We start from the raw sequence: 20,455 nt of genomic DNA, 5'->3' as shown, positions 1-20,455 counted from the left end.
GCCGCCGACTACATTGGAGGAATGCTGAAGGTCCTGCTCGTGGTCGCCGCGATCGCGGTCGTCGTGTGGTTCCTGGTCAGGCTGACGTTGCGTCGCCTCGACGGTGGTGGCCCGTCACGCCCGCGGACGATCGGTCCCGACGACGACCCCGACTTCCTGCGCGGCCTCGACCGGCCCCGCAAGCCGGAGGACGACTGACCTCTCCGGCGTGGCTCCCTCGGCGTAGGAGTGCTGGCTGGAGGAGCTGAAGAAGTTGATGCCGATGAAGTTGAACCACAGCGTCGCGGCACCGACCAGCGCCAGGATGGCCGCGTTGCGTCCGCGCCACCCCGCCGTCGCGCGGGCGTGCAGGTAGGCGGCGTAGACCACCCACGTGATGAAGGCCCACACCTCCTTGGGGTCCCAGTTCCAGTAGGCACCCCAGGCCTGGTGGGCCCAGATCGGGCCGGTGATCAGGACGGCGAAGGTCCACACCGGGAAGCCGAAGGCGTGCATCCGGTAGGACAGCCGGTCGAGCACCTTGGGCTCCGGCACCCGGGCGAGGTAGCCGGTGGTCGCCTTCGACCGCGCCTTGACGAGGTAGAGCCCGGAGAGCAGCGCGCCGATCGTGAAGGCGCCGGTCGAGATCACCGCCGAGACCACGTGGATGACCAGCCACGGCGAGTTGAGCGCGTCGGGCAGCGGCAGCACGGCGTCGTCGAGCCCGAGGAAGGCCGCCATCAGCGCGGCGACGACGAAGGTCGTCACCAGCGGGCCGAGCCACTCGATGTCGATGCGCAGCGTGGCGAGGACGAAGATCAGCGCCACCACGAAGGTGCCGGAGATCGTGAACTCGTACATGTTGCCCCACGGCACCCGGTTGGGGTCGGCCGCGAGCCCGCGCGCGACCAGCGCGACGAGGTGGACCAGCACCGCGAAGGCGGTCAGCACGAGGCCGAGGCGCCCGGCCAGCTCGGTGCGACGCGTCGGGGCGGGCGGGGGCTCGACATCCACCGCTCCAGCGGCACCGGGACGCCCGGCGACGGTGGCGAGCTCGCCCTCCTCGGCCCCCACCTTGGCGGCCGTCCGGAGGGTCGCGAGCTCGAAGAAGTAGGCCAGCATCGCGAGGAAGTAGAGCACCGCGGCGGCGATGACGCCCTGGTAGCTGAACGTCTCCCACTGTAGGTCCGTCACGACTCGTCCTCTCTGGTGCTGCTCGTCCTGGTGCGGGGCGGGTCCTGCAGCTCGGCTGCGATCGCGGCGAGCTCGGCCTCGCCGTCCTCCGGGTCGCCGCCCGAGGACCGGTCGAGCCGTGCGAGCTCGACCAGGGTGGTGCCGTCGTCCTGGCGGCGGGCCCGGACCCACAGCCGCCGCGGCCGGATGAAGAGCGAGGCCAGCAGACCGAGCAGCGCGAGCACGACACCGGCCAGCGCGACGAGCTTGCCCGGGGTGCGGCTGATCTGGATCTTGTTCCAGCGCTGCACGCCCTCGAAGGTCACGGAGCCGAGCCCGTCGGGCAGGGTGGCGCTCTCACCGGGGCGCAGGTCCATCCGGAACGGCTGGCCGTTGGGCTTCATCACCTGGGTGGCCCCGGCCTTGTCGAGCACGTAGACCGACGAGGCGGTGCCGTCCTGGAGGCCGAGGTCGCCGGTCCACAGGCTCATCGAGATCAGCGGGTCACCCAGCGCACCGAAGATCGATGACGGCATGGTGAGGTTGCCGCCGGCGTCGCGGCCCATCGCGAAGGTCGGGTAGAACGCGCCCTCGAGGCCGATCTGCTGCGGCCGGGCGAACGGCGCCTTGACGACGCCGAAGGACTCGAACGTCTGCGCGTTGGTCGGCAGGAACACGACGGGGCCGCTCTTGGTGACCTCGCCCTCGCCGTCGCGGATCGTGATGACCGGGGCGTAGCCGTGGCCGATGAGGAAGACGTCGGTGCCGCCGATGGTCAGCGGGTGGTTGACCTTGAGGTCGTAGGACTTCGACTCCCCGCCGGGCTCGGTCACGTAGTCGAGCGAGGCGACGAACTCGCGCGCCATGCCGGCCCGATCGCCCTCGGTGAGCCAGTCGACGTCGAAGTCGGTGATGCTGAAGGAGAACGGCTCCATCACGTCGGGGTCGAAGAGCGCGCCGGGCGCGAAGTCGTCGTACTGCGTGAGGTTGTTGGAGAAGCCGTAGCCGTCGCCGTTGAGCAGGATGACGCCGCCCTTGTAGCCGAACAGGCTGCCGACAGCCACGCCGACCAGCACCACGATGACGGCGAGGTGGAAGAGCAGGTTGCCGGCCTCGCGCAGGTGGCCGCGCTCGGCCGCGACCGCGTCGGTGCCCCGGTCGGTGCGGAAGCGTCGCGTGCGCAGTGCCTCGGCGGCCCGCGCCAGCACGATGTCGGGGTCCTCTTCGGTCGTGTACGACGTGCTCTGGGGCAGGCGGGAGAGGTGGCGCGGCGCCTTCGGGGGCCTGGCCCGCAGGGCGCGGGAGTAGACGAACAGGCGCGGGATGATGCAGCCGACCAGCGAGATCATCAGCAGGATGTAGATCGCGGAGAACCACACCGAGCCGTAGACGTCGAACAGGTCGAGCCGGTCCCAGATCGGGGCCAGGCGCGGGTGGTTGTCGCGCCACTGGCTGACGGCCAGCGAGTCGATGTTGTCCTGCGGGATGACCGAGCCCGGGATCGACGCCAGCGCGAGCAGCAGGAGCAGCACCAACGCCGTACGCATCGAGGTGACCTGCCGCCACGACCACCGCGCCAGCTCGCGAGCCGTGAGCTCGGCGGGCAGGGCGGTCGCCTGGCGGTCGTCGGAGGGCCGCTGGCGCAGGTCGGGCTGGAGGTCGGTCACACCGGCACCGCGAAGCCCTGGACGACCTGCAGCTGGAGCCACTGCACGATCCGGTCCCACCAGCCGGTGACGAGCAGGACGCCGACGAGGATCATCATCGCGCCGCCGAGGCGTACGACGAGCACCTGGTGCCGGCGGACCACGGCGAACGCGCCGAGCATCCGCCGGTAGGCGAACGCGGCGGCGATGAAGGGCAGGCCGAGGCCGAGGGCGAAGACCGCCGAGAGCAGCGCCCCGCGGCCGGCGGTGGCCTCGTTGACCGACAGCACGTTGATCGCCGCGAGCGTCGGGCCGACGCACGGCGTCCAGCCGACGCCGAACAGGAAGCCCAGCAGCGGCGCCGCGGCGAGGCCGACGGCGGGAACCTTGTGGATGCGCCAGTCGCGCTGGAGGAAGCCGAACGCACCCAGGAACGCGATCCCGAGGAGGATCGTGATGATCCCGAGGACGAGGTTGAGCTGGCGCGTGTGGGTGAACAGCCACGCGCCGGCCGCGCCGGTGAGGCTGCCCAGCAGCACGAAGACGACCGAGAAGCCGAGCACGAAGAGCGTCGCGCCGAGCACCATCCGGCTGCGGCGCGCCTGGTCGAGGTCTCCTCCCGAGATGCCGGTCGCGTAGGACAGGTAGCCCGGCAGCAGCGGGATGACGCAGGGGCTGAAGAACGAGACGAGGCCGGCGGCGAGGGCGACCGGGAGGGCCAGCACCATCGAGCCGGACAGGGCCGTCGCCTGGAACCAGTCACTCATCGAGCACCGCCTCGACGAGCGAGACCAGCGTCTGCGTGGTCGGGATCCGGCCGTTGACGGACGCAGCGACCCGGCCCTCGGCGTCGAGGACGACCGTGCTCGGGATGGACCGCGGCGTCAGGGTGCCGGCGAACGGGAGCAGCGCCGACCCGTCGGCGGAGTAGATCGAGGAGTAGGGCACGTCGAGGTCCCGGACGAAGGCGGCCGCGTCGTCCTGCGAGGCGTCGCGGATGTTGAGGCCGAGGAACTGCACGTCGTCACCCAGCGCGGCGGCCGCCTCGTTGAGGTCGGGCTGCTCCTTGATGCACGGGGGGCACCACGACGCCCACACGTTGAGGACCACCGGCCCGCCGCGCAGGTCGGCCAGGTCGACGGCGCCGCCCTCGAGGTCGGTGCCGGTGAGGTCGACGGGCTCGCCGCGGTCGGCCGGCGCCACCTCGGTCGGGACGCCGGTGCCGGAGATGTAGCCCTTGTCACCGGTCCCGGACAGCCCGGAGCAGCCCGCCAGCGCGAGCAGGCAGGCGAGGCCCAGCAGGGGGCCCAGGAGCAGGCGGGCGAGCTTCAGGGCCGGTCCTCCCGCGGGGCTCCACCGGCCGAGAACGGTGCGGAGCGGTCGGCCACCGGGATCAGGTCGCCGGCCGGCTCGGAGTAGCGGACCTGCGTCACCCGGTCGTCGTCGAAGACGATGCTGGTGAGCGAGCACAGCGTGCACTGGCGGGTCTTGGGGTGGTGGAGGTAGCTGCGCTCCTCGAGGAACAGCCGGGTCGTCCAGATCGGCAGCTGGTGGGAGACCACGACGGCTTCGTGACCGGCCGCGACCTCGCGCGCGTCGTGGACCGCCGCCATCATCCGGCCGGCGATCTCGTCATAGGGCTCGCCCCACGACGGCTTGAACGGGTTGTACATGTGGCGCAGCAGCTCGGGGTGCTTGAGGAAGGTCTTCGCGCCCCCGCCGAAGTCGATGCCCTGGAACTTGTTGCCCGACTCGATCACCCGAGGGTCGACCTGCGGCGCCATCCCCAGCCGCTCCGCCAGCGGCGCGAGGGTCTCCCGCGCGCGCTCGAGCGGCGACGTACGGAGGTGGACGATGTCGCGGTCGCCGACCGACTCCGCGATCCGCTGCGCCATCTGGTGGCCCAGGTCGGACAGGTGGAACCCGTCCATCCGGCCGTAGAGCACGCCCTCGGGGTTGTGGACCTCACCGTGCCGGAGCAGGTGGACGATGGTCTGGACTCCCATGTCAGTTGCCTCCCGCTGCAGCGGCCGCGCTCGCGGCGGCCGGCAGGGCGTCGATGATGGTGGACACGGCCCGGTCGTCGTGCGCCGCGGAGACGAACCACGCCTCGTAGGCCGACGGGGGCAGGTAGACGCCCTGGTCGAGCATCGAGTGGAAGAAGGCGGCGTAGGCGGCGGTGTCCTGCTGGCCCGCCTCGGCGAAGTCGCGGACCGCGCCGTCCCGGAAGAACACCGAGAACATCGTGCCGGCGGCCTGGACGACGTGCGGGACGCCGGCGGCCCGGAGGTGCTCGGAGGCCGCCGCCCGGATCGTCTGCGCGGTGGCGTCGAGGTGGGCGTAGACCTCCGGCGTCGCGAGCCGCAGGGTGGCGAGGCCGGCCGTGGTGGCGACGGGGTTCCCCGAGAGCGTGCCGGCCTGGTAGACCGGGCCCTCGGGCGCGAGGTGGGCCATCAGGTCGGCGCGGCCGCCGAAGGCCGCAGCCGGGAACCCGCCTCCCATCACCTTGCCGAAGGTCATCAGGTCGGGCGTCCAGCCCTCGACGGCGCCGTCGAGGCCCCAGCCGCCCCGCTCCGTGGCGCGGAAGCCGGTCATCACCTCGTCGCTGATGAAGAGGGCGCCGTGGGCGCGGCAGGTCTCGGCGAGGAAGGCGTTGAAGCCGGGTGCCGGCGGGACGACGCCCATGTTGCCCGGGGAGGCCTCGGTGATGAGGCACGCGATGCGCGACCCGTGGGCCTCGAAGGCGGCCTGCACGGCGTCGCGGTCGTTGTAGGGCAGGACGAGGGTCTCGGCGGCCGCGGTCGCCGGAACGCCGCTGGTGCCGGGCACCGCCAGCGTCGCGACGCCCGAGCCGGCCTCGGCCAGCAGCGGGTCGACGTGGCCGTGGTAGCAGCCGGCGAACTTCACGACGAGGTCGCGACCGGTCGCGCCGCGCGCGAGGCGGATCGCCGACATGGTCGCCTCGGTGCCGGAGGAGACGAAGCGGACCCGCTCGACGGGGGTGCGCGCGACGATCTCCTCGGCGAGCTCGACCTCGGGCTGGGTCGGGGTGCCGTACGACGTACCGCGGGCCACCGCGCCGGCGACGGCCGCCTGCACGTCGGGGTGCGCGTGGCCCAGCAGCATGGGGCCCCAGGAGCAGATGAGGTCGACGTAGTCGTTGCCGTCGGCGTCGGTGAGCCAGGCGCCGGAGGCCGAGGTGATGAAGCGCGGCGTCCCGCCGACCGCGGTGAACGCGCGGACGGGCGAGTTCACGCCGCCGGGCGTCACGGCACGGGCACGCGCGAACCAGGCCGCGCTGGCCGCGGTCGTCGTGGGGGTGGTCGCGGAGGTCACCGGGTCATTGTCACGCAGGAGGGCAAGGGATCCCCAGTCGGTGCGCGCCCAGGTCCCCCGGTTGTGGGTTGGCGCACAGGCGCCGCGCGCGTAACTTGGTGGGACGAATCGTCGTTGACGAGGTGTGGACGTGCCCCGACGGGGTACGAGGACTCCATTCCGAGCACGGGACGACCAAGGGGAGTGCACTTCATGTCGAGTTCGGCCCGGCTGCACCGAGCGATCGCCCTCATCCCGCTGGCAGTCCTCTCCGCGGCGTGGACGGCCAGCCTCGCAGGTGTGGGCGTCGACCCGGCCAGTGCCGATCCCGACGGCTCGCAGACCCTCCCCGACGGCACCGTCCTGCCGACCGCCGCGATCGAGGCCCCGGCCAGCGTGGGCGACCCGGTGACCCGTGCCGCCGCGCTCACCCCCGGCTCCGCCAGCGACATCCCGCAGGCCGCCCTCTCCGCCTACCAGCGCGCCGAGGCCGTGATCAACAAGGCCGACAAGGGCTGCAACCTGTCGTGGGAGCTCGTCGCCGCCATCGGTCGCGTCGAGTCCGACCACGGCCGCTTCGGCGGCAACGCCCTCGACGAGCGCGGGATCGCCCGTCCCGGCATCTTCGGCATCGCCCTCGACGGCAAGAACGACACCCAGCGCATCCTCGACACCGACGCCGGCCAGTACGACGACGACACCCGCTTCGACCGGGCCGTCGGGCCGATGCAGTTCATCCCCTCGACGTGGTCGGTCGTGGGCGTCGACGGCGACAGTGACGGCACCCGCGACCCGCAGGACATCGACGACGCGGCCCTCGCGACGGCCGTCTACCTCTGCTCCGGCGACGACGACCTCTCGGCCGAGAAGGGCCAGCGGGCGTCGGTCTACCGCTACAACCACTCCAACGCCTACGTCGACCTGGTCCTCGAGATCATGCAGGCCTACCTCGACGGCGACTTCAGCGCCGTGCCCACCACGACCCTCACCACGGGCGTGATCGTCCCCGACGCCACCGCCACGTACGGCGGCAACGGCGGGAACGGCGGGAAGGGCGGCAAGGGCGGCGACGGCGGGCGCAACGGCGGGGGCCGGGACGACGACGGCGGCGACAAGGGCGACGACGCCTCGCCGACGAAGGACCCGAGCCCCAGCCAGACCCAGAGCCCCACGCCGACCCAGACGCAGACCCCGAGCCCGACCCAGGACCCGTCGACCTCGCCGACCAAGGACCCGACCAAGGACCCCACGGTCGTGCCCACGGTCGACCCGACGACTCCCCTGCCGACGCTCACCACGACGCTGCCGCCGCTCCCGACCAACACGATCACGGCGACGCTGACCTTCGCCGAGGCGCAGGCCCAGTGCCTGGCCAGCGGGATCTCCGCGCTCGACCTGCCGGCGCTCAACGCCTGCATCGACAACCTGATGAACCCCTGACCCGCGGCTCGGGCACGCCCTCAGCGTCATACGAACTCGCACCCATGCGTGCCCCTTTGCATGACGCCCGGCCTGCCGCGGCCTCAGCGTCATACGAACCCGCAGGTGTACGTACGCCTTCGTATGACGCTGCGCGGGGGGCGGGCAGCGAGGCCGTCAGGCGCGCAGCAGGCGGGCGGCCTCGGAGGCCCAGTAGGTGAGGATCACGTCGGCGCCGGCGCGGCGGATCGAGGTGAGGGTCTCCATGATGGCGGCCTCCCGGTCGATCCAGCCGTTGGCCGCGGCGGCCTCGAGCATGGCGTACTCGCCGGAGACGTTGTAGGCCGCGACCGGCACGTCGACGGCGTCCCGCACCCGGCGTACGACGTCGAGGTAGGGCAGGGCCGGCTTCACCATGACGATGTCGGCGCCCTCGGCGACGTCGAGCAGCACCTCGCGGACGCCCTCGAGGGCGTTCGCGGGGTCCTGCTGGTAGGTGCGGCGGTCACCGACGAGCGAGGAGTCGACGGCCTCGCGGAAGGGGCCGAAGAAGGCGGAGGCGTACTTCGCCGAGTAGGCCAGCACCGACACGTGGGAGTGCCCGGCGGCGTCGAGCGCCTTGCGCACCACGGCGACCTGGCCGTCCATCATGCCGCTGGGGCCGACCATGTCGACGCCGGCCGCGGCCTGGGCGAGCGCCATGTCGGCGTACGCCGCCAGCGTCTGGTCGTTGTCGACCTCGCCGTCGGGCGTGAGCAGGCCGCAGTGGCCGTGGTCGGTGAACTCGTCGAGGCACAGGTCCGACATCACCGTGAGCTGGTCACCCACCTCGGCGACGACGTCGGTGATGGCGAGGTTGAGCACGCCGGCCGGGTCGATCGCGCCGGAACCGGTGGCGTCCTTGTGCTCGGGGATGCCGAAGACCATCACCCCGCCGAGGCCGAGCTCGGCGGCCTCGGTGACGGCCCGCCTGAGCGAGTCGCGGGAGTGCTGGACGACGCCGGGCATCGACGAGATCGGGTGTGGCTCGGCGAGGCCCTCCCGGATGAAGACCGGCAGGACCAGCGAGCTGGGCACCACGTGGGTCTCGGCGACCATGCGGCGCAGCGCGGGAGTGCGCCGCAGCCGCCGGGGTCGGATGGTCGGTCCCTGGACGTGCGTCTCCTCGGTCACTCCTCCATCCTTCCCCAGCGTCCACCCGGCATCGGGTGCGGGCTGCTACTTGGCGCGGGCCTTGCGACGGCCCGAGGCGGTGCGCTCGCTCGGGCGGGTCACCTGCTCGCCGGCCTCGATCATCGCGAGGCGTCGCGAGGCACCGAAGTCGGCGAGGGCGTCGACGAGGACCTCCACGTCGGGCGTCGGGGCCAGCACGTCGACCCGGAGGCCGTGCTCCTCGGCGGTCTTGGCCGTCTGCGGGCCGATGACGGCGATGATCGTCGACGGGTGCGGCTTGCCGGCGATGCCGACGAGGTTGCGGACCGTCGAGGACGAGGTGAAGACGACCGCGTCGAACCTGCCGGTCTTGATGGCGTCGCGGACCGGCGCCGGCGGCGGCGTGGCGCGCACCGTGCGGTAGGCCGTGACGTCGTCGCACTCCCAGCCGAGGTCGACCAGGCCGGCGACGAGGTTCTCCGTCGCGATGTCGGCGCGGGGCAGGAAGACCCGGTTGATCGGGTCGAGCACCTCGTCGTAGGGCGGCCAGTCCGCGAGCAGGCCGGCGGCGGACTGCTCACCGGAGGGGACGAGGTCGGCGCGCAGGCCCCAGTCGGCGATCGCCTGGGCGGTCTTGTCGCCGACCGCGGCGATCTTCAGGCCGGAGAACGCGCGCGCGTCGAGGCCGTACTCCTCGAACTTCTCGCGCACGGCCTTGACCGCGTTGACCGAGGTGAAGGCGATCCACTCGTAGCGGCCCTCGACGAGGCCGCGGACGGCCTTGTCCATCTGGAGCGGGTTGCGCGGCGGCTCGACCGAGATGGTCGGCACCTCCTCGGGCACGGCGCCGTACTCGCGCAGGCGGCGCGACAGCGAGCCGGCCTGCTCCTTGGTGCGGGGCACCAGCGCGCGCCAGCCGAAGAGCGGCTTGGTCTCGAACCACGACAGCGTCTGGCGCAGGTCGACGACGTCGCCGATGACGGTGATCGCCGGCGGCGCGATGCGCGCAGCGCGGGCGTCGGCCGCGATGTCGGCCAGCGTGGAGACGAGGGTCTGCTGCTCGGTCGTGGTGCCGACGCGGGTCATCGCGACGGGCGTCTCGGGCGAGCGACCGGCCTCGACCAGCGCGGCTGCGGTCTCGCCGATGCTGCCGACGCCGGAGAGCAGGACCAGCGTGCGGTCGTCGGCGTAGGCGCTCCAGTCGACCTTGTCGCCGCAGGTGACGACGGCCATCTCCTTGTGGCGCTTGGTGGTCAGCGGGATGCCGGCATAGGCCGGGACCGCGCTCACCGAGGAGACGCCCGGCACGACCTCGAAGCCGACGCCGGCCTTGACGCAGGCCTGCGCCTCCTCGGGGCCGGAGGCGTAGAGGAACGGGTCGCCGGTCATCAGGCGGACGACACGCTGCTTCTTGCCGTGGCGTACGACGACCTTGGCGCGGGCCGCGTGGGTCAGGGGCTGGCCGTCCTCGCCGAAGCCGCCGTCGACGATCTCGGGGCCTCCCTCGAAGCCGTCGGGGCCCTCGACGAGGCCGAGGACCGAGCGGACCAGGGCAACGTGGTCGGGGGCCTCGGTCACGATCACCTCGGCACCCTGGAGGAGCTCCACGGCTCGCACCGTCAGCAGGCCCGGGTCACCGGGTCCACTGCCGACGAACGACACCCAGCCCTGGGCCGGGGTGGGCGCGGTGCTGGCCTGGGGGGTCTGTACTCGCGTCATGCGTGCTGATTCCTCACTGGTGGTGCTTCCATCAGGTCTGCTGCTCCCTCGGCGAGCATGTCGCCCGCGAGGCGTGTTCCGATCTGTGCGGCCTCGGCGACGGGGCCGGTGGTGCTCATCCGCACCGAGAGGCCGCCGTCCTCCGACAGGGCGACGGCGCGCAGCCACAGCTCCTCGCCGTCCTCCCCCTCCACGACCTCGGCCAGGGCACCCAGCGGGGCCGAGCAGCCGGCCTCGAGGGTGGACAGGACCGCGCGCTCGGCCGTGACCGCGGCGCGGGTGGCGGGGTCGTCGAGCCGGGCCAGCGCCGCCACCAGGTCGGTGTCGCCGGAGCGGCACTCGATGGCGAGGGCGCCCTGGCCGGGCGCGGGAAGCATCTGGAGGGGGTCGAGGACCTCGGTGACCTCGTCGAGACGACCGAGGCGGGCCAGTCCGGCCCGGGCCAGGACGACGGCGTCGACCTCGCCGTTGCGGACCTTGCGGATCCGGGTGTCGACGTTGCCGCGGATGCCGTGCAGCTCCAGGCCGAGGCCGAGCGCGGCGAGCTGGCTGACGCGGCGCGGCGAGCCGGTGCCGAGGCGGCTGCCCACCGGCAGCTCGCCCAGCGTCAGGCCGTCGCGGGCCACCACGGCGTCGCGCGGGTCCTCGCGCAGCGGGACCGCGGCCAGCGCGATGCCCTCGGCGGGCGTCGTGGGCAGGTCCTTGAGGGAGTGCACCGCGAAGTCGACCCGGCCGTCGAGGAGCGCGTCGCGCAACGCGCTGACGAAGACGCCGGTGCCGCCCATCTGGGCGAGGGGGGCGGCGCTGCGGTCGCCCTCGGTCGAGATCTCGACGAGCTCGACCTCGCGGCCGAGGCGCTCGCGGACGAGGTCGGCGACGAGCCCGGACTGGGTGGTGGCCAGTGCGGAGGCGCGGGTGCCGAGGCGAAGGGTGCTCATGGCTGCCCTCCCTCGGCGCGGGAGATGGCGTCGACCGCGTCGGTGTCGAGGCGGAAGAGCTCGGCCAGCGCGGCGGTGTAGGAGACGGCCGGCTCGGCGTCGGCCAGCTCCTTGACGCGGACGGTCGGCTCGTGGAGCAGCTTGTCGGCGACCCGGCGCACGGTGTGGAGGACCTCTGCACGGGTGGCCTCGTCGAGACCCGGCAGGCGCGTGGCGAGGCGCTCCATCTCGGTGTCGACCACCGCGGTGGCCATCGAGCGCAGGGCGACCACGGTGGGCGTCACGCTCGCCTGGCGACGTACGGCCAGGAAGGCGCTGATCTCCTGCCCGACGATGGTGCGTACGTCGTCGACGCCCGCGGTGGCCTCGAGGCCGCGCAGCTCGTCGGCGAGGCCGGCGAGGTTGATCAGCTCGACGCCCGGCAGGTCGGCCAGCGACGGGTCGACGTCGTGCGGCAGCGCGAGGTCGATCACGCTCAGCGGCCGGTCGCTGCTGCCCCGCGCGGTGACGACGTCGGCCAGGCGGACCAGGGGCTCGGGGGCGCCGGTGCAGGAGATGACGATGTCGGCGGTGGCGAGCTCGTCGACCAGCTGCTCGAGCGGCACCGAGGTGGCGGCGTACTCGAGTGCGAGCCGCTCCGCCCGGGCGGCCGTGCGGTTGAGCACGGAGATGCTGGCGGCGCCGTTGCGCGACAGGTGGGCGACCGCAAGGGAGGCCATCGCGCCGGCGCCGATGACGAGGGCCGTGGCGCCGTCGACGGGGACCGAGCTGCGCTCGAGGGCGGCGGTGACCAGCGACGGGGCCGCACGGTCGATGTCGGTCTCGGCGTGGGCCCGCTTGCCGACGCGCAGCGCCTGCTGGAAGAGGGTGTTGAGCGCCGGACCGACGGTGCCGTGCTCCTGGCCGACGCGCAGCGCCTCGCGGGTCTGGCCGAGGATCTGGCCCTCGCCGACGACCATCGAGTCGAGGCCCGCGGCGACCTGGAAGAGGTGGGAGACCGCGCCCTCGTCGTAGTGGACGTAGAGGTGCGGCAGCAGGGTCTCGGTGGACTGCTCCGCACGGGCGACGAGGAGGCCGGAGAGGTCCTCGACGCTTCCGTGGAAGCGGTCGACCTCGGCGTAGACCTCGAGGCGGTTGCAGGTGACGATCGCCGTCGCCTCGGAGACGTGCTCGCCACCCATCACGTCCTGGATGAGCTTGGTGGCGCCCTCGCCGTCGAGCGCGAGCTTCTCGAGCAGATCGACCGGGGCGGACTTGTGGGAGATGCCGACGACGAGGACGCTCATGCCGTCACCTCCGTCGTGGGGAGACCCGACTTGCGCTGCTCGTGGTAGGCGAGGATCTGCAGCTCGATGGAGAGGTCCACCTTCCGTACGTCGACGCCCTCCGGCACGGTCAGGACGGTCGGGGCGAAGTTGAGGATGCTGGTGATGCCGGCGGCGACCATGCGGTCGGCGACGGACTGGGCGGCGACGGCCGGCGTCGCGATCACGCCGATGGCGACGGCGTCCTCGGTCACGATCGACTCGAGGTCCTCGAAGGAGCGGACGTCGAGACCGGCGACGACCTCGTCGTGGCGGTCGGGGTCGGCGTCGAGGAGCGCCACCACCCGGAAGCCGCGGCTCCGGAAGCCCGAGTAGTTGGCGAGGGCGTGGCCGAGGTTTCCGATGCCGACGATGACGACCGGCCAGTCCTGTGTCACGCCGATCTCGCGGGCGATCTGGTAGCGGAGGTACTCCACGTCGTAGCCGACGCCGCGCGTGCCGTAGCTGCCGAGGTAGGAGAGGTCCTTGCGGAGCTTGGCGCTGTTGACTCCGGCCGACGCGGCCAGCTCCTCGCTCGAGCACGTCGTGGTGCCGCCCTCGGCCAGGCCTGTCAGGGCACGCAGGTACACGGGAAGCCGAGCGACGGTTGCCTCGGGAATGTCCCGGGCAGAGTCGGGGGTCCGTGCGGTCACAGCTGCTTCTTTCCAGTCCGCGAATCTCGCGTGACTTCGCCACTGTAGGAGTTTGTGAACGGGAGAACAAAACGGGAGAAATGCCGGCTAGCACATGTGAGAAGACCCACCCGAAGCGGGGGTCCCTCGACTTGCATCAGGCGTGCCGCAGGGCATACAGGAGGGCGTTCGTCCTCCTCGGGTCGCGATCTCTGCCCCCGCTGGTCGAGGAGGGACGAAGTCCCGTCACGAGACCCGCCCGCTCCGTTGGTCGAGGAGGGACGAAGTCCCGTCTCGAGACCCGCCCGCTCCGTTGGTCGAGGAGGGACGGAGTCCCGTCTCGAGACCCGCCCGCTCCGTTGGTCGAGGAGGGACGGAGTCCCGTCTCGAGACCAGGAACGGCGTGCCGGCGGGGGTGTCCACAGGTCCCGTTCGCGCCGGGGCCAGTGTCGGAGCCGACGGATACAATCGAACACATGAGCGAATCGGTGGCGGACCGGGTGGCAGGTGGGGTGGAGGACCTCGCCGCGTCCGACCTGCTCGCTTCGATCCGCTCGGCGCGGTTGGTCGAGAACCAGGCCGCCGCCGACCAACTGATGCTCGCTGCGCAGTGGGCGGACCTGCACCCGCCCGAGTCGATCCACGACGCCGCCACCTTCTCCGTCCCGTCTGCCGGTCATGAGCACGAGGAGCCCATTGCCGGTGAGGGGTGCCCGTTGGTGGCGGAGTTCTGCGTCGCTGAGCTCGGCGGCGTCCTCGGAGTCTCGACGGTTGCGGCGAAGAAGTTCATCGGCCAGGCCCTGGAGCTGCGGCACCGCCTGCCGCGGTTGTGGGACCTGGTCCACGCCGGCCGGGTGCCGGCGTGGAAGGCCCGCTCAGTCGCGGAGACCACCATCCACTCCTCCCCGTCGTTGACCCGGGAGGCGGCCGGGTTCGTCGACAGCCAGGTTGCTGCGGTGGCCGGGAAGGTCGGCCCCGCGCAGCTAGACCGGCTCGTCGCGGAGGCGATCAAGCGCTTCGACCTCGCCGAGCCTGACCCGGCCGCCGATCCCGAGGACGGCTACCTGCACGTCGACCCGCGCCACGTCACCATCGACACCCAGGAGGTCCACTTCGCCGGCACCATGCGCCTCGAGGCCGAGATCGACATGGCTGATGCGATCGACCTCGACCGGGTCCTGGCCCAGGGCGCCGCGACCCAGGCCGCGCTCGGGTCCACCGAGTCGCTCAACGTGCGCCGCGCCAAGGCGCTGGGTGACCTCGCCCGCACCCAGACCGCCCTCGACCTCCACACCACGGGCGCAGGCACCGTCGCGAAGACCGAGAGCGACGACCGGCTCCCCGCCGCACGCGAGGTCGTCCTCCACGCCCACTTCAACGCCCACTTCGACGCCTCCACGGTCGGCGAACAGACCGTGTTCGGTCCCACCGGTCGGCTCGAGGAGGGTCAGCGGCTCGTCCTGCTAGACCAGGTCCGCTCCTGGTGCGCCGACACCCGCACCAAGGTCACCATCAAGCCCGTCATCGACCTCAACACCCAGCTGGCCACCGACGCCTACAAGATCCCCGACCGGATCCGCGAGCAGGTCATCCTCCGAGACAAGACCTGCGTGTTCCCCCGATGCACCCGACCCGCACGCAGGTGCGACATCGACCACGTCATCCCCCACGACCCCGACGCCGAAGCCGAGGGCAGACCCCAGCCCGGGCCGACCCAGACCGACAACCTCGCCGCCCTGTGCCGCGGCCACCACCGACTCAAGACCTTCACCGCCTGGCGCTACGACATGGTCGCACCCGGAGTGTTCGAGTGGACCTCTCCGCACGGGCACCGCTACCGCCGCGACCACACCGGCACGACAGCGATCGACCCACCCGGCGTACCGCGTCCCCGCCGACGATGACCCCGCCCCACACCCCGCCACCCACCCGGTGACGGGGCCACAGGCACGTCACGTTCCATGCACGGCAAGCATGTCCCGGCCATCTGGTGACCTCGGACTCTGCAGCGCCGACCGAGCCCGCGATTGGCTTTAGCCAGGTCTCGGGACACCACGAAGCGGACCGGTCGGCCCGGACAGGAGGAATCGAGATGTACGCCCTACCTCGCACCCCGATGGGCCGTCGCGCGCTATTGGCTCCTGCTCCCCGTGGTGCTCTACCTGGTGCTTCCTGTATGGCTCCTCATCTCGTACTTGCCGCGGGCGCTGAGCATTGCCACAGGCATCGCCATCATCGGGCTCGCCTTCGCCTCGCTCGTCACCTCGGGCCTGGCCATCTTCCGCGAGAAGGAGCGCTCGGTGCTCGTGGTCGTGCTCGCGTCCCTCACGTTCGTCGTCGTCGTGGCCTTCGCCGTCGGTGAGGCCCTCGGCGGACACTGAGTCCAGGCATCTAGCCGGATGACGGTGACCCGGTGGCAGAGAGGAGCGGACATGGACCAGGACCCGGTGAGCCCATCCCCTCGACGGCCGTGGTGGCTGTGGCTGGTCGTCGCCATGGTGACCCTGGCGGTCATCGTGTACCTCGTGCTGGACGCCCTGGCCGGGACGCACGGCGTCTGACCGGCCGAGGCGCACGGGGCTCGTTCATCGTCTCTGCCGCTGACGGAAGGCGAGGAGACCCCCCATCCCAGACATGATGAGACCCAGTGAGCCCGCCGCGATGAAGATGGCCTCGGGCACAGCAGCGCCTTGCGCGACCGCGAAGCGCCCATCCTCGCCCGCACCGCGGCACGTGACCGTGTACGTGGTCCCCATGGTCATGGGGAACCCCCATGCGGACTCGGCTGCTTGTTCCATCGACCCGGACCGGCGCCTGGCGAGGCTCGGTCCAGGCGCCGCGGCGCCTCGGCCCTACCCAGGCGTCCTGGACCTCAGGCGAGGTCGTTCTGCACTGCCCCCACCAGCGCGGCCTGCACCGCTTCGTACGGCAGGAACGGCATCGCCGCGAGACCGAACCAGCGGAGGTCGTCGTGCTCCTCGGGAGCAACGTTGGTGGGCACCCCGGTCCAGTCGCGCACGAGCCAGGCACTCAGCAGCACGGGCTCACCGGCAGGTCGGACGGTCACCCGGCACAGGTGGGACGTCGAGCCCGTCGTGACCTGGACACCCAGTTCCTCGCGCAGCTCCCGCGCGAGCGCGCCCATCTCCGTCTCGCCTTCCTCGACGACCCCACCCGGCAGGTCCCACCTGCCCGGGTGCGCACGCTTGCTCGGGCTCCGGTGCACGAGGAGGACGCGGTCCTCCCGGACCAGGGCGCCGACGACCACTCCGAGCATCCGAGCAGCCAAGCACGTGCCTGCGACAGCGAACCCGCCCGAGTCGACCTAAACGTCAGCCCACGACCTCGCCCAGCATCCGGTCCGAGGCGAGCAGGGCGTCGCGGTCGTGGGTCGAGGTGCTGGCCAGCAGCTCGTCGGCCCCGGTGCGCTCGGCGAGGGACTCGAGGCGCCGGCGTACCGTCGTCGGGCTGCCCGCGACCGCGCGGTCCCGCGAGGCCTCGACCCGGCGGCGTACCTGGCTCGACCACGTCGCGGCGCGGATCGCGGCGACCGACTCCAGCGGCGGGAACTCGCCCGTCTGGCGGGACACCGCCATCGCCCAGGCCTCGGGCAGGGCCAGCTCGCGCGCGGTCACGTCGTCGTCGGCGAGGACCACGTCGAGGGAGATCGTCACCCGCGGCGCGCTCCCCCCGTGCGGGACGAACGACCGACGGTAGAGAGCCAGCGCGTCGGGGAGCTCGTCGGAGTCGAGGATCGGGCCGCCCACGACCACGGGGAGCCCGAGACGTGCCGCGACCTCCAGCCCACGCCCGGTCGCGAGCAGGTGCATCGGCACCGGGCGACCGGTGGCAGGACGGGCGGTCACGTCGGCGGTGCCCTCGAGGTAGCCGCGCAGCTCGACGAGGTCGTCCTCGAAGGTGTCACCGTCGTCGTGGTCGCGGCGCAGGGCGCGGCGCACCGGCGGCGTGAAGCCGAGGGAACGGCCGAGGCCCAGGTCGACCCGACCGGGGTGGAGTGCCTCGAGCACGAGGAACTGCCCAGCGACCACCAGGGGCTGGTGCAGCGGCAGCATCACCCCGCCCGACCCGATCCGGATGCGGTCGGTGCGGGCGCCGATCGCGGCCAGCAGGACGGCGGGCGCACCGGAGGCGATCCCGGGGACGGCATGGTGCTCGGCGACCCAGAACCGGTCGTACCCGACCTGCTCCGCATGCACCGCCCTGGCCACGGTCGCCTCGACGGCGTCGGCGTCGGGCGCACCGACGCGCGTCCTCGAACGGTCGAGCAGGGAGAGCCTCACTCCTTGCCCAACACGTCACGGCACCATCGGCATCCCCGACACCGACGACGTGCCCGTCACACCCCGAGAGCGGCCCGCAGCCGGGCCTCGTCGACGCGCCAGAAGTCGTGCTGCCTGCCGTCGACGAAGGTCACCGGGATGTCCTCGCCGAAGCGGTCCTCGAGCTCGTCGTCGGTGGTGATGTCGACCTCGTCGAAGGACTCCCCCACGTCGTCGCACACGCGGGAGACGACCTCGCGGGCCGCCTCGCAGAGGTGGCAGCCCGGGCGGGTGTAGAGCGTGACGCGGGCGTCGCTCATCCGAGGAGCCCCTGCACCCGACGTCGCTCGAGGCCGCGCAGCCGGCCCTTCTGCACCTTGCCGGTCACGGTGAACGGGAGCTCGTCGACGACCTCGATGCGGCTCGGCTGCTTGAAGCGGGCCAGCCGGACGACGGCGTGCGCTCGCACCGCGTCCTCGAGGTGGGTGCGCGCGTGGGCGACACCGCCGACCGGGACGACGTACGCCACGACCGCCTCGCCGGTCGCCTCGTCGGGCACCCCGATGACGGCGGCCTCGTCGACCCCGTCGACCTCGCGGAGCACGTCCTCCACCTCGCTGGGGTAGACGTTGAAGCCGCTGACGATGATGAGCTCCTTGACCCGGTCGACGAGGAACAGGTCTCCGCTCGCGTCGAGGAAGCCGACGTCACCGGTGCCGTACCAGCCGTCGGCGTCGGGACCGTCCGCACCGTCGGGCCAGTAGCCGCTGAAGAGGTTGTCGCCGCGCACCTGGATCTGGCCGGGGTCCTCCCCCTCGACCTGGCCCCACGTCTCGTCGACGAGCCGCAGCTCGATGCCGGGCAGCGCCGCCCCGACGGACCCCGCCCGCGGCTCGCGGCTGCAGAGCGTGCTCGTGACGACCGGCGACGCCTCGGTGAGGCCGTAGCCCTGGTGGACGGGGATGCCGGTGATCGAGGTGAACTCCTCGATGACCTCGGGCTCCAGCGGCGCCGATCCCGACAGCACGAGCCGGACCGGCCCGAGCCGCTCGCGCAGGTGCTCGTCCGGCAGCCAGTGGGCGAAGACGGGCGGCGCGATCGGCACGACGCTGCAGGCCTCGTCGTCGATGAGGTCGAGCACCGCCTGCGGGTCGAACTGCTCGACCAGCAGCAGCCGCGCCCGGTGCCGCAGGACGCCGCCGAGCACCGCATTGAGGCCGTAGACGTGGAAGAGCGGCAGCACGCCGAGCACGACGTCGTCGCCGTGCATCATCGGCGGCTCGACGGCCGCCACCTGCTCGATGTTGGCCAGGAGCGCGCGGTGGCTGAGCATCGCGGCGCGGGGTCGGCCCGAGGTGCCGCTCGTGTAGAGGAGGGCGGCGAGCTTCTCGGGATCGGGCAGCGGCGGCACCGGGCGTACGACGTCCGCGCGGAGGTCGTCGAGGGCGAGCTCGCCCTCACCGGGCGCGGCCCCGGTCACGACGACCGTCGGCCGGGCGACGTCGGGGTCGAGCTCGGCCAGCGCCGCACGTACGGCGTCGAGCGCGGTCTCGTCGGTCACCACCAGCTGTGTGCCCGAGTCGGCGACCATCCGGGCGAGCTCGCCGGCCGTGGAGCGCGGGTTGACCGGGACGGCGACGACCTGGGCGCGGAGCACGCCGAGGTAGGTCGTGACGAACTCGATGCGGTTGCCGACGGCGATCATCACCCGCTGCCCGGCCCGGATGCCGTGCGTCCCGAGACCGGTCGCGAGGCGAGCCACCTCGTCCTCCAGCCGGGACCACGTGAGCGAGCGACCGCCGCTCTCGACGAGGGCCTGCCGGTCGGGGACGTCGTCGGCAGCCTCGGCCACCAACGCGGAGATGTCGTTGCGCGGCATGCGTCGATCCTTCCACAGCTACGCTGGCGGGGTGACCCCGTCCGACCGGCCCCGGCGCCTCAACCTGCAGCAGCGGTCGGCCCTGGCAGGCGAGGCCGCGGCGGCGTCCGCGGAGGTCGAGAACGCCCTCGCCTGGCCGAGCGACCCGACCGCGGCCGCCTTCTTCGACGTCGACAACACCGTCATGCAGGGCGCCAGCATCTTCCACTTCGCGCGCGGGCTCTACCGCCGTCAGTTCTTCACCACGCGGGAGATCGCCGCGGCCGCGTGGAAGCAGGCCTACTTCCGGATCGCGGGCGTCGAGGACCCCGAGCACGTGGCCGACGCCCGCAACTCCGCGCTGTCGTTCATCGCCGGGCACACCACCACCGAGCTCGAGGAGCTCGGCGAGGAGATCTTCGACGAGGCCATGGCCCACCGCGTCTGGCCCGGCACCCGCGCCCTGGCCCAGCTCCACCTCGACGAGGGCCAGCGGGTGTGGCTGGTGACGGCGGCGCCGATCGAGATCGCCACCATCATCGCGCGGCGGCTCGGCCTCACCGGCGCCATGGGCACGGTCGCCGAGCACGTCGACGGCGTCTACACCGGCCAGCTCGTCGGCGACCTGCTGCACGGCCCGGCCAAGGCGGAGGCGATCAAGGCGCTCGCCGCCCGCGAGGGCCTCGACCTCGCCCGCTGCTCGGCCTACTCCGACTCCAGCAACGACCTGCCGATGCTCTCGCTCGTCGGCGACCCCTGCGCGATCAACCCCGATGCCCGGCTGCGCGCCCACGCACGTGCCCACGGCTGGCGCATCCACGACTACCGCACCGGCCGCAAGGCCGCCCGGGTCGGCTTCCTCGGAGCCGCGGTCGCCGGCGCGGTGACGGGGGCCGTCGCCGCCGGGGTCAGCCTGCGCGGGCGCGACCGCTCCGCCTGAGCCCCCGAACCACCCACGGATGTAACTGAAAGTTACTCACGGGTTCACAAGGCCGACCCGGCCCCCTATCGTGGAGGATGCTCCGACCGGGAGGGGACAC

21 protein-coding genes are annotated in these 20,455 nt (G+C 72.4%); 6 read left to right on the top strand and 15 right to left on the bottom strand.

Annotated elements, in window-relative coordinates; all coding sequences use genetic code 11:
- Positions 1-21 precede the first annotated feature (21 nt).
- The gene (locus ACNKF0_RS02790) at positions 22-198 is read left to right on the top strand and encodes a hypothetical protein (RefSeq protein ID WP_299932784.1); all 177 of its coding nucleotides are present in this window, start codon (positions 22-24) and stop codon (positions 196-198) included.
- Here ACNKF0_RS02790 and ccsB read toward each other — a convergent pair.
- From ccsB to hemL, 6 genes are all read right to left on the bottom strand, one after another.
- Positions 115-1,173 carry a c-type cytochrome biogenesis protein CcsB gene (gene ccsB / locus ACNKF0_RS02785; protein ID WP_416955573.1) on the bottom strand — a complete coding sequence of 353 codons (1,059 nt, stop codon included), beginning with the start codon at positions 1,171-1,173 and terminating at the stop codon, positions 115-117. The genes ACNKF0_RS02790 and ccsB overlap by 84 nt on opposite strands.
- The gene (gene resB, locus ACNKF0_RS02780; RefSeq protein WP_416955571.1) at positions 1,170-2,819 is read right to left on the bottom strand and encodes a cytochrome c biogenesis protein ResB; all 1,650 of its coding nucleotides are present in this window, start codon (positions 2,817-2,819) and stop codon (positions 1,170-1,172) included. Before resB ends, ccsB begins: the two co-directional genes overlap by 4 nt.
- Positions 2,816-3,565: a cytochrome c biogenesis CcdA family protein gene (locus ACNKF0_RS02775; RefSeq protein WP_416955569.1), complete on the bottom strand. Its 750-nt coding sequence runs from the start codon at positions 3,563-3,565 to the stop codon at positions 2,816-2,818. Before ACNKF0_RS02775 ends, resB begins: the two co-directional genes overlap by 4 nt.
- The gene (locus ACNKF0_RS02770; RefSeq protein WP_416955567.1) at positions 3,558-4,001 is read right to left on the bottom strand and encodes a TlpA family protein disulfide reductase; all 444 of its coding nucleotides are present in this window, start codon (positions 3,999-4,001) and stop codon (positions 3,558-3,560) included. The genes ACNKF0_RS02775 and ACNKF0_RS02770 overlap by 8 nt, the downstream gene beginning before the upstream one ends.
- Before the next feature lie 125 nt (positions 4,002-4,126).
- Entirely contained in the window at positions 4,127-4,804 is a 678-nt protein-coding gene (locus ACNKF0_RS02765) for a histidine phosphatase family protein (protein ID WP_416955565.1), read from the bottom strand.
- Between the two features lies 1 nt (position 4,805).
- Positions 4,806-6,134, bottom strand: a complete 1,329-nt coding sequence (hemL, locus tag ACNKF0_RS02760) for a glutamate-1-semialdehyde 2,1-aminomutase (RefSeq protein ID WP_416955563.1) — start codon at positions 6,132-6,134, stop codon at positions 4,806-4,808.
- Between the two features lie 192 nt (positions 6,135-6,326).
- Here hemL and ACNKF0_RS02755 point away from each other — a divergent pair, with 192 nt between their 5' ends.
- Complete coding sequence (locus ACNKF0_RS02755) at positions 6,327-7,553, top strand: lytic murein transglycosylase (protein WP_416955561.1); 1,227 nt, start codon at positions 6,327-6,329, stop codon at positions 7,551-7,553.
- Positions 7,554-7,709: 156 nt separating this feature from the next.
- Here ACNKF0_RS02755 and hemB read toward each other — a convergent pair whose 3' ends face one another.
- From hemB to ACNKF0_RS02730, 5 genes are all read right to left on the bottom strand, one after another.
- Entirely contained in the window at positions 7,710-8,630 is a 921-nt protein-coding gene (gene hemB, locus ACNKF0_RS02750) for a porphobilinogen synthase (RefSeq protein WP_416958405.1), read from the bottom strand.
- 120 nt (positions 8,631-8,750) lie between these two features.
- Positions 8,751-10,403: a uroporphyrinogen-III synthase gene (locus tag ACNKF0_RS02745; protein WP_416955559.1), complete on the bottom strand. Its 1,653-nt coding sequence runs from the start codon at positions 10,401-10,403 to the stop codon at positions 8,751-8,753.
- Positions 10,400-11,341 carry a hydroxymethylbilane synthase gene (hemC, locus tag ACNKF0_RS02740; protein ID WP_416955557.1) on the bottom strand — a complete coding sequence of 314 codons (942 nt, stop codon included), beginning with the start codon at positions 11,339-11,341 and terminating at the stop codon, positions 10,400-10,402. The genes ACNKF0_RS02745 and hemC overlap by 4 nt, the downstream gene beginning before the upstream one ends.
- Complete coding sequence (locus tag ACNKF0_RS02735) at positions 11,338-12,627, bottom strand: glutamyl-tRNA reductase (protein ID WP_416955555.1); 1,290 nt, start codon at positions 12,625-12,627, stop codon at positions 11,338-11,340. Before ACNKF0_RS02735 ends, hemC begins: the two co-directional genes overlap by 4 nt.
- Positions 12,624-13,298 (bottom strand): redox-sensing transcriptional repressor Rex, encoded by a 675-nt coding sequence (locus ACNKF0_RS02730; protein ID WP_416955553.1) that lies wholly within the window; start codon positions 13,296-13,298, stop codon positions 12,624-12,626. The genes ACNKF0_RS02735 and ACNKF0_RS02730 overlap by 4 nt, the downstream gene beginning before the upstream one ends.
- A gap of 455 nt (positions 13,299-13,753) precedes the next feature.
- Between ACNKF0_RS02730 and ACNKF0_RS02725 the strand changes: the two genes are divergently transcribed.
- From ACNKF0_RS02725 to ACNKF0_RS02715, 3 genes are all read left to right on the top strand, one after another.
- Positions 13,754-15,181 (top strand): DUF222 domain-containing protein, encoded by a 1,428-nt coding sequence (locus ACNKF0_RS02725; RefSeq protein WP_416955551.1) that lies wholly within the window; start codon positions 13,754-13,756, stop codon positions 15,179-15,181.
- Between the two features lie 246 nt (positions 15,182-15,427).
- Positions 15,428-15,658, top strand: coding sequence for a hypothetical protein (locus ACNKF0_RS02720; protein ID WP_416955549.1), 231 nt, complete (start codon positions 15,428-15,430; stop codon positions 15,656-15,658).
- Positions 15,659-15,709: 51 nt separating this feature from the next.
- On the top strand, positions 15,710-15,838 hold the full coding sequence (locus ACNKF0_RS02715; RefSeq protein WP_416955547.1) for a hypothetical protein: 129 nt from the start codon (positions 15,710-15,712) through the stop codon (positions 15,836-15,838).
- A 311-nt stretch (positions 15,839-16,149) separates the two neighbouring features.
- Here the strand turns inward: ACNKF0_RS02715 and ACNKF0_RS02710 are convergent, their stop codons facing one another.
- The 4 genes from ACNKF0_RS02710 to ACNKF0_RS02695 are packed head-to-tail and all read right to left on the bottom strand — an operon-like array spanning position 16,150 to position 19,436.
- A complete protein-coding gene (locus ACNKF0_RS02710) occupies positions 16,150-16,554 on the bottom strand; it encodes an NUDIX domain-containing protein (RefSeq protein WP_416955545.1) in 405 nt (134 codons plus the stop codon).
- Positions 16,555-16,609: 55 nt separating this feature from the next.
- Entirely contained in the window at positions 16,610-17,578 is a 969-nt protein-coding gene (locus tag ACNKF0_RS02705) for an LLM class flavin-dependent oxidoreductase (RefSeq protein WP_416955543.1), read from the bottom strand.
- Between the two features lie 56 nt (positions 17,579-17,634).
- A complete protein-coding gene (locus ACNKF0_RS02700; protein ID WP_416955541.1) occupies positions 17,635-17,877 on the bottom strand; it encodes a glutaredoxin family protein in 243 nt (80 codons plus the stop codon).
- On the bottom strand, positions 17,874-19,436 hold the full coding sequence (locus ACNKF0_RS02695; RefSeq protein WP_299929512.1) for a class I adenylate-forming enzyme family protein: 1,563 nt from the start codon (positions 19,434-19,436) through the stop codon (positions 17,874-17,876). Before ACNKF0_RS02695 ends, ACNKF0_RS02700 begins: the two co-directional genes overlap by 4 nt.
- A 31-nt stretch (positions 19,437-19,467) precedes the next feature.
- Here ACNKF0_RS02695 and ACNKF0_RS02690 point away from each other — a divergent pair, with 31 nt between their 5' ends.
- Entirely contained in the window at positions 19,468-20,355 is an 888-nt protein-coding gene (locus tag ACNKF0_RS02690; RefSeq protein WP_299929509.1) for an HAD family hydrolase, read from the top strand.
- Positions 20,356-20,455: the final 100 nt, after the last annotated feature.

Source organism: Nocardioides sp. T5 (assembly GCF_048161455.1).
Classification (GTDB): domain Bacteria; phylum Actinomycetota; class Actinomycetes; order Propionibacteriales; family Nocardioidaceae; genus Nocardioides.
Note: the sequence above shows the minus strand (reverse complement) of the source record. Positions and strands in the feature narration are given on the sequence as shown.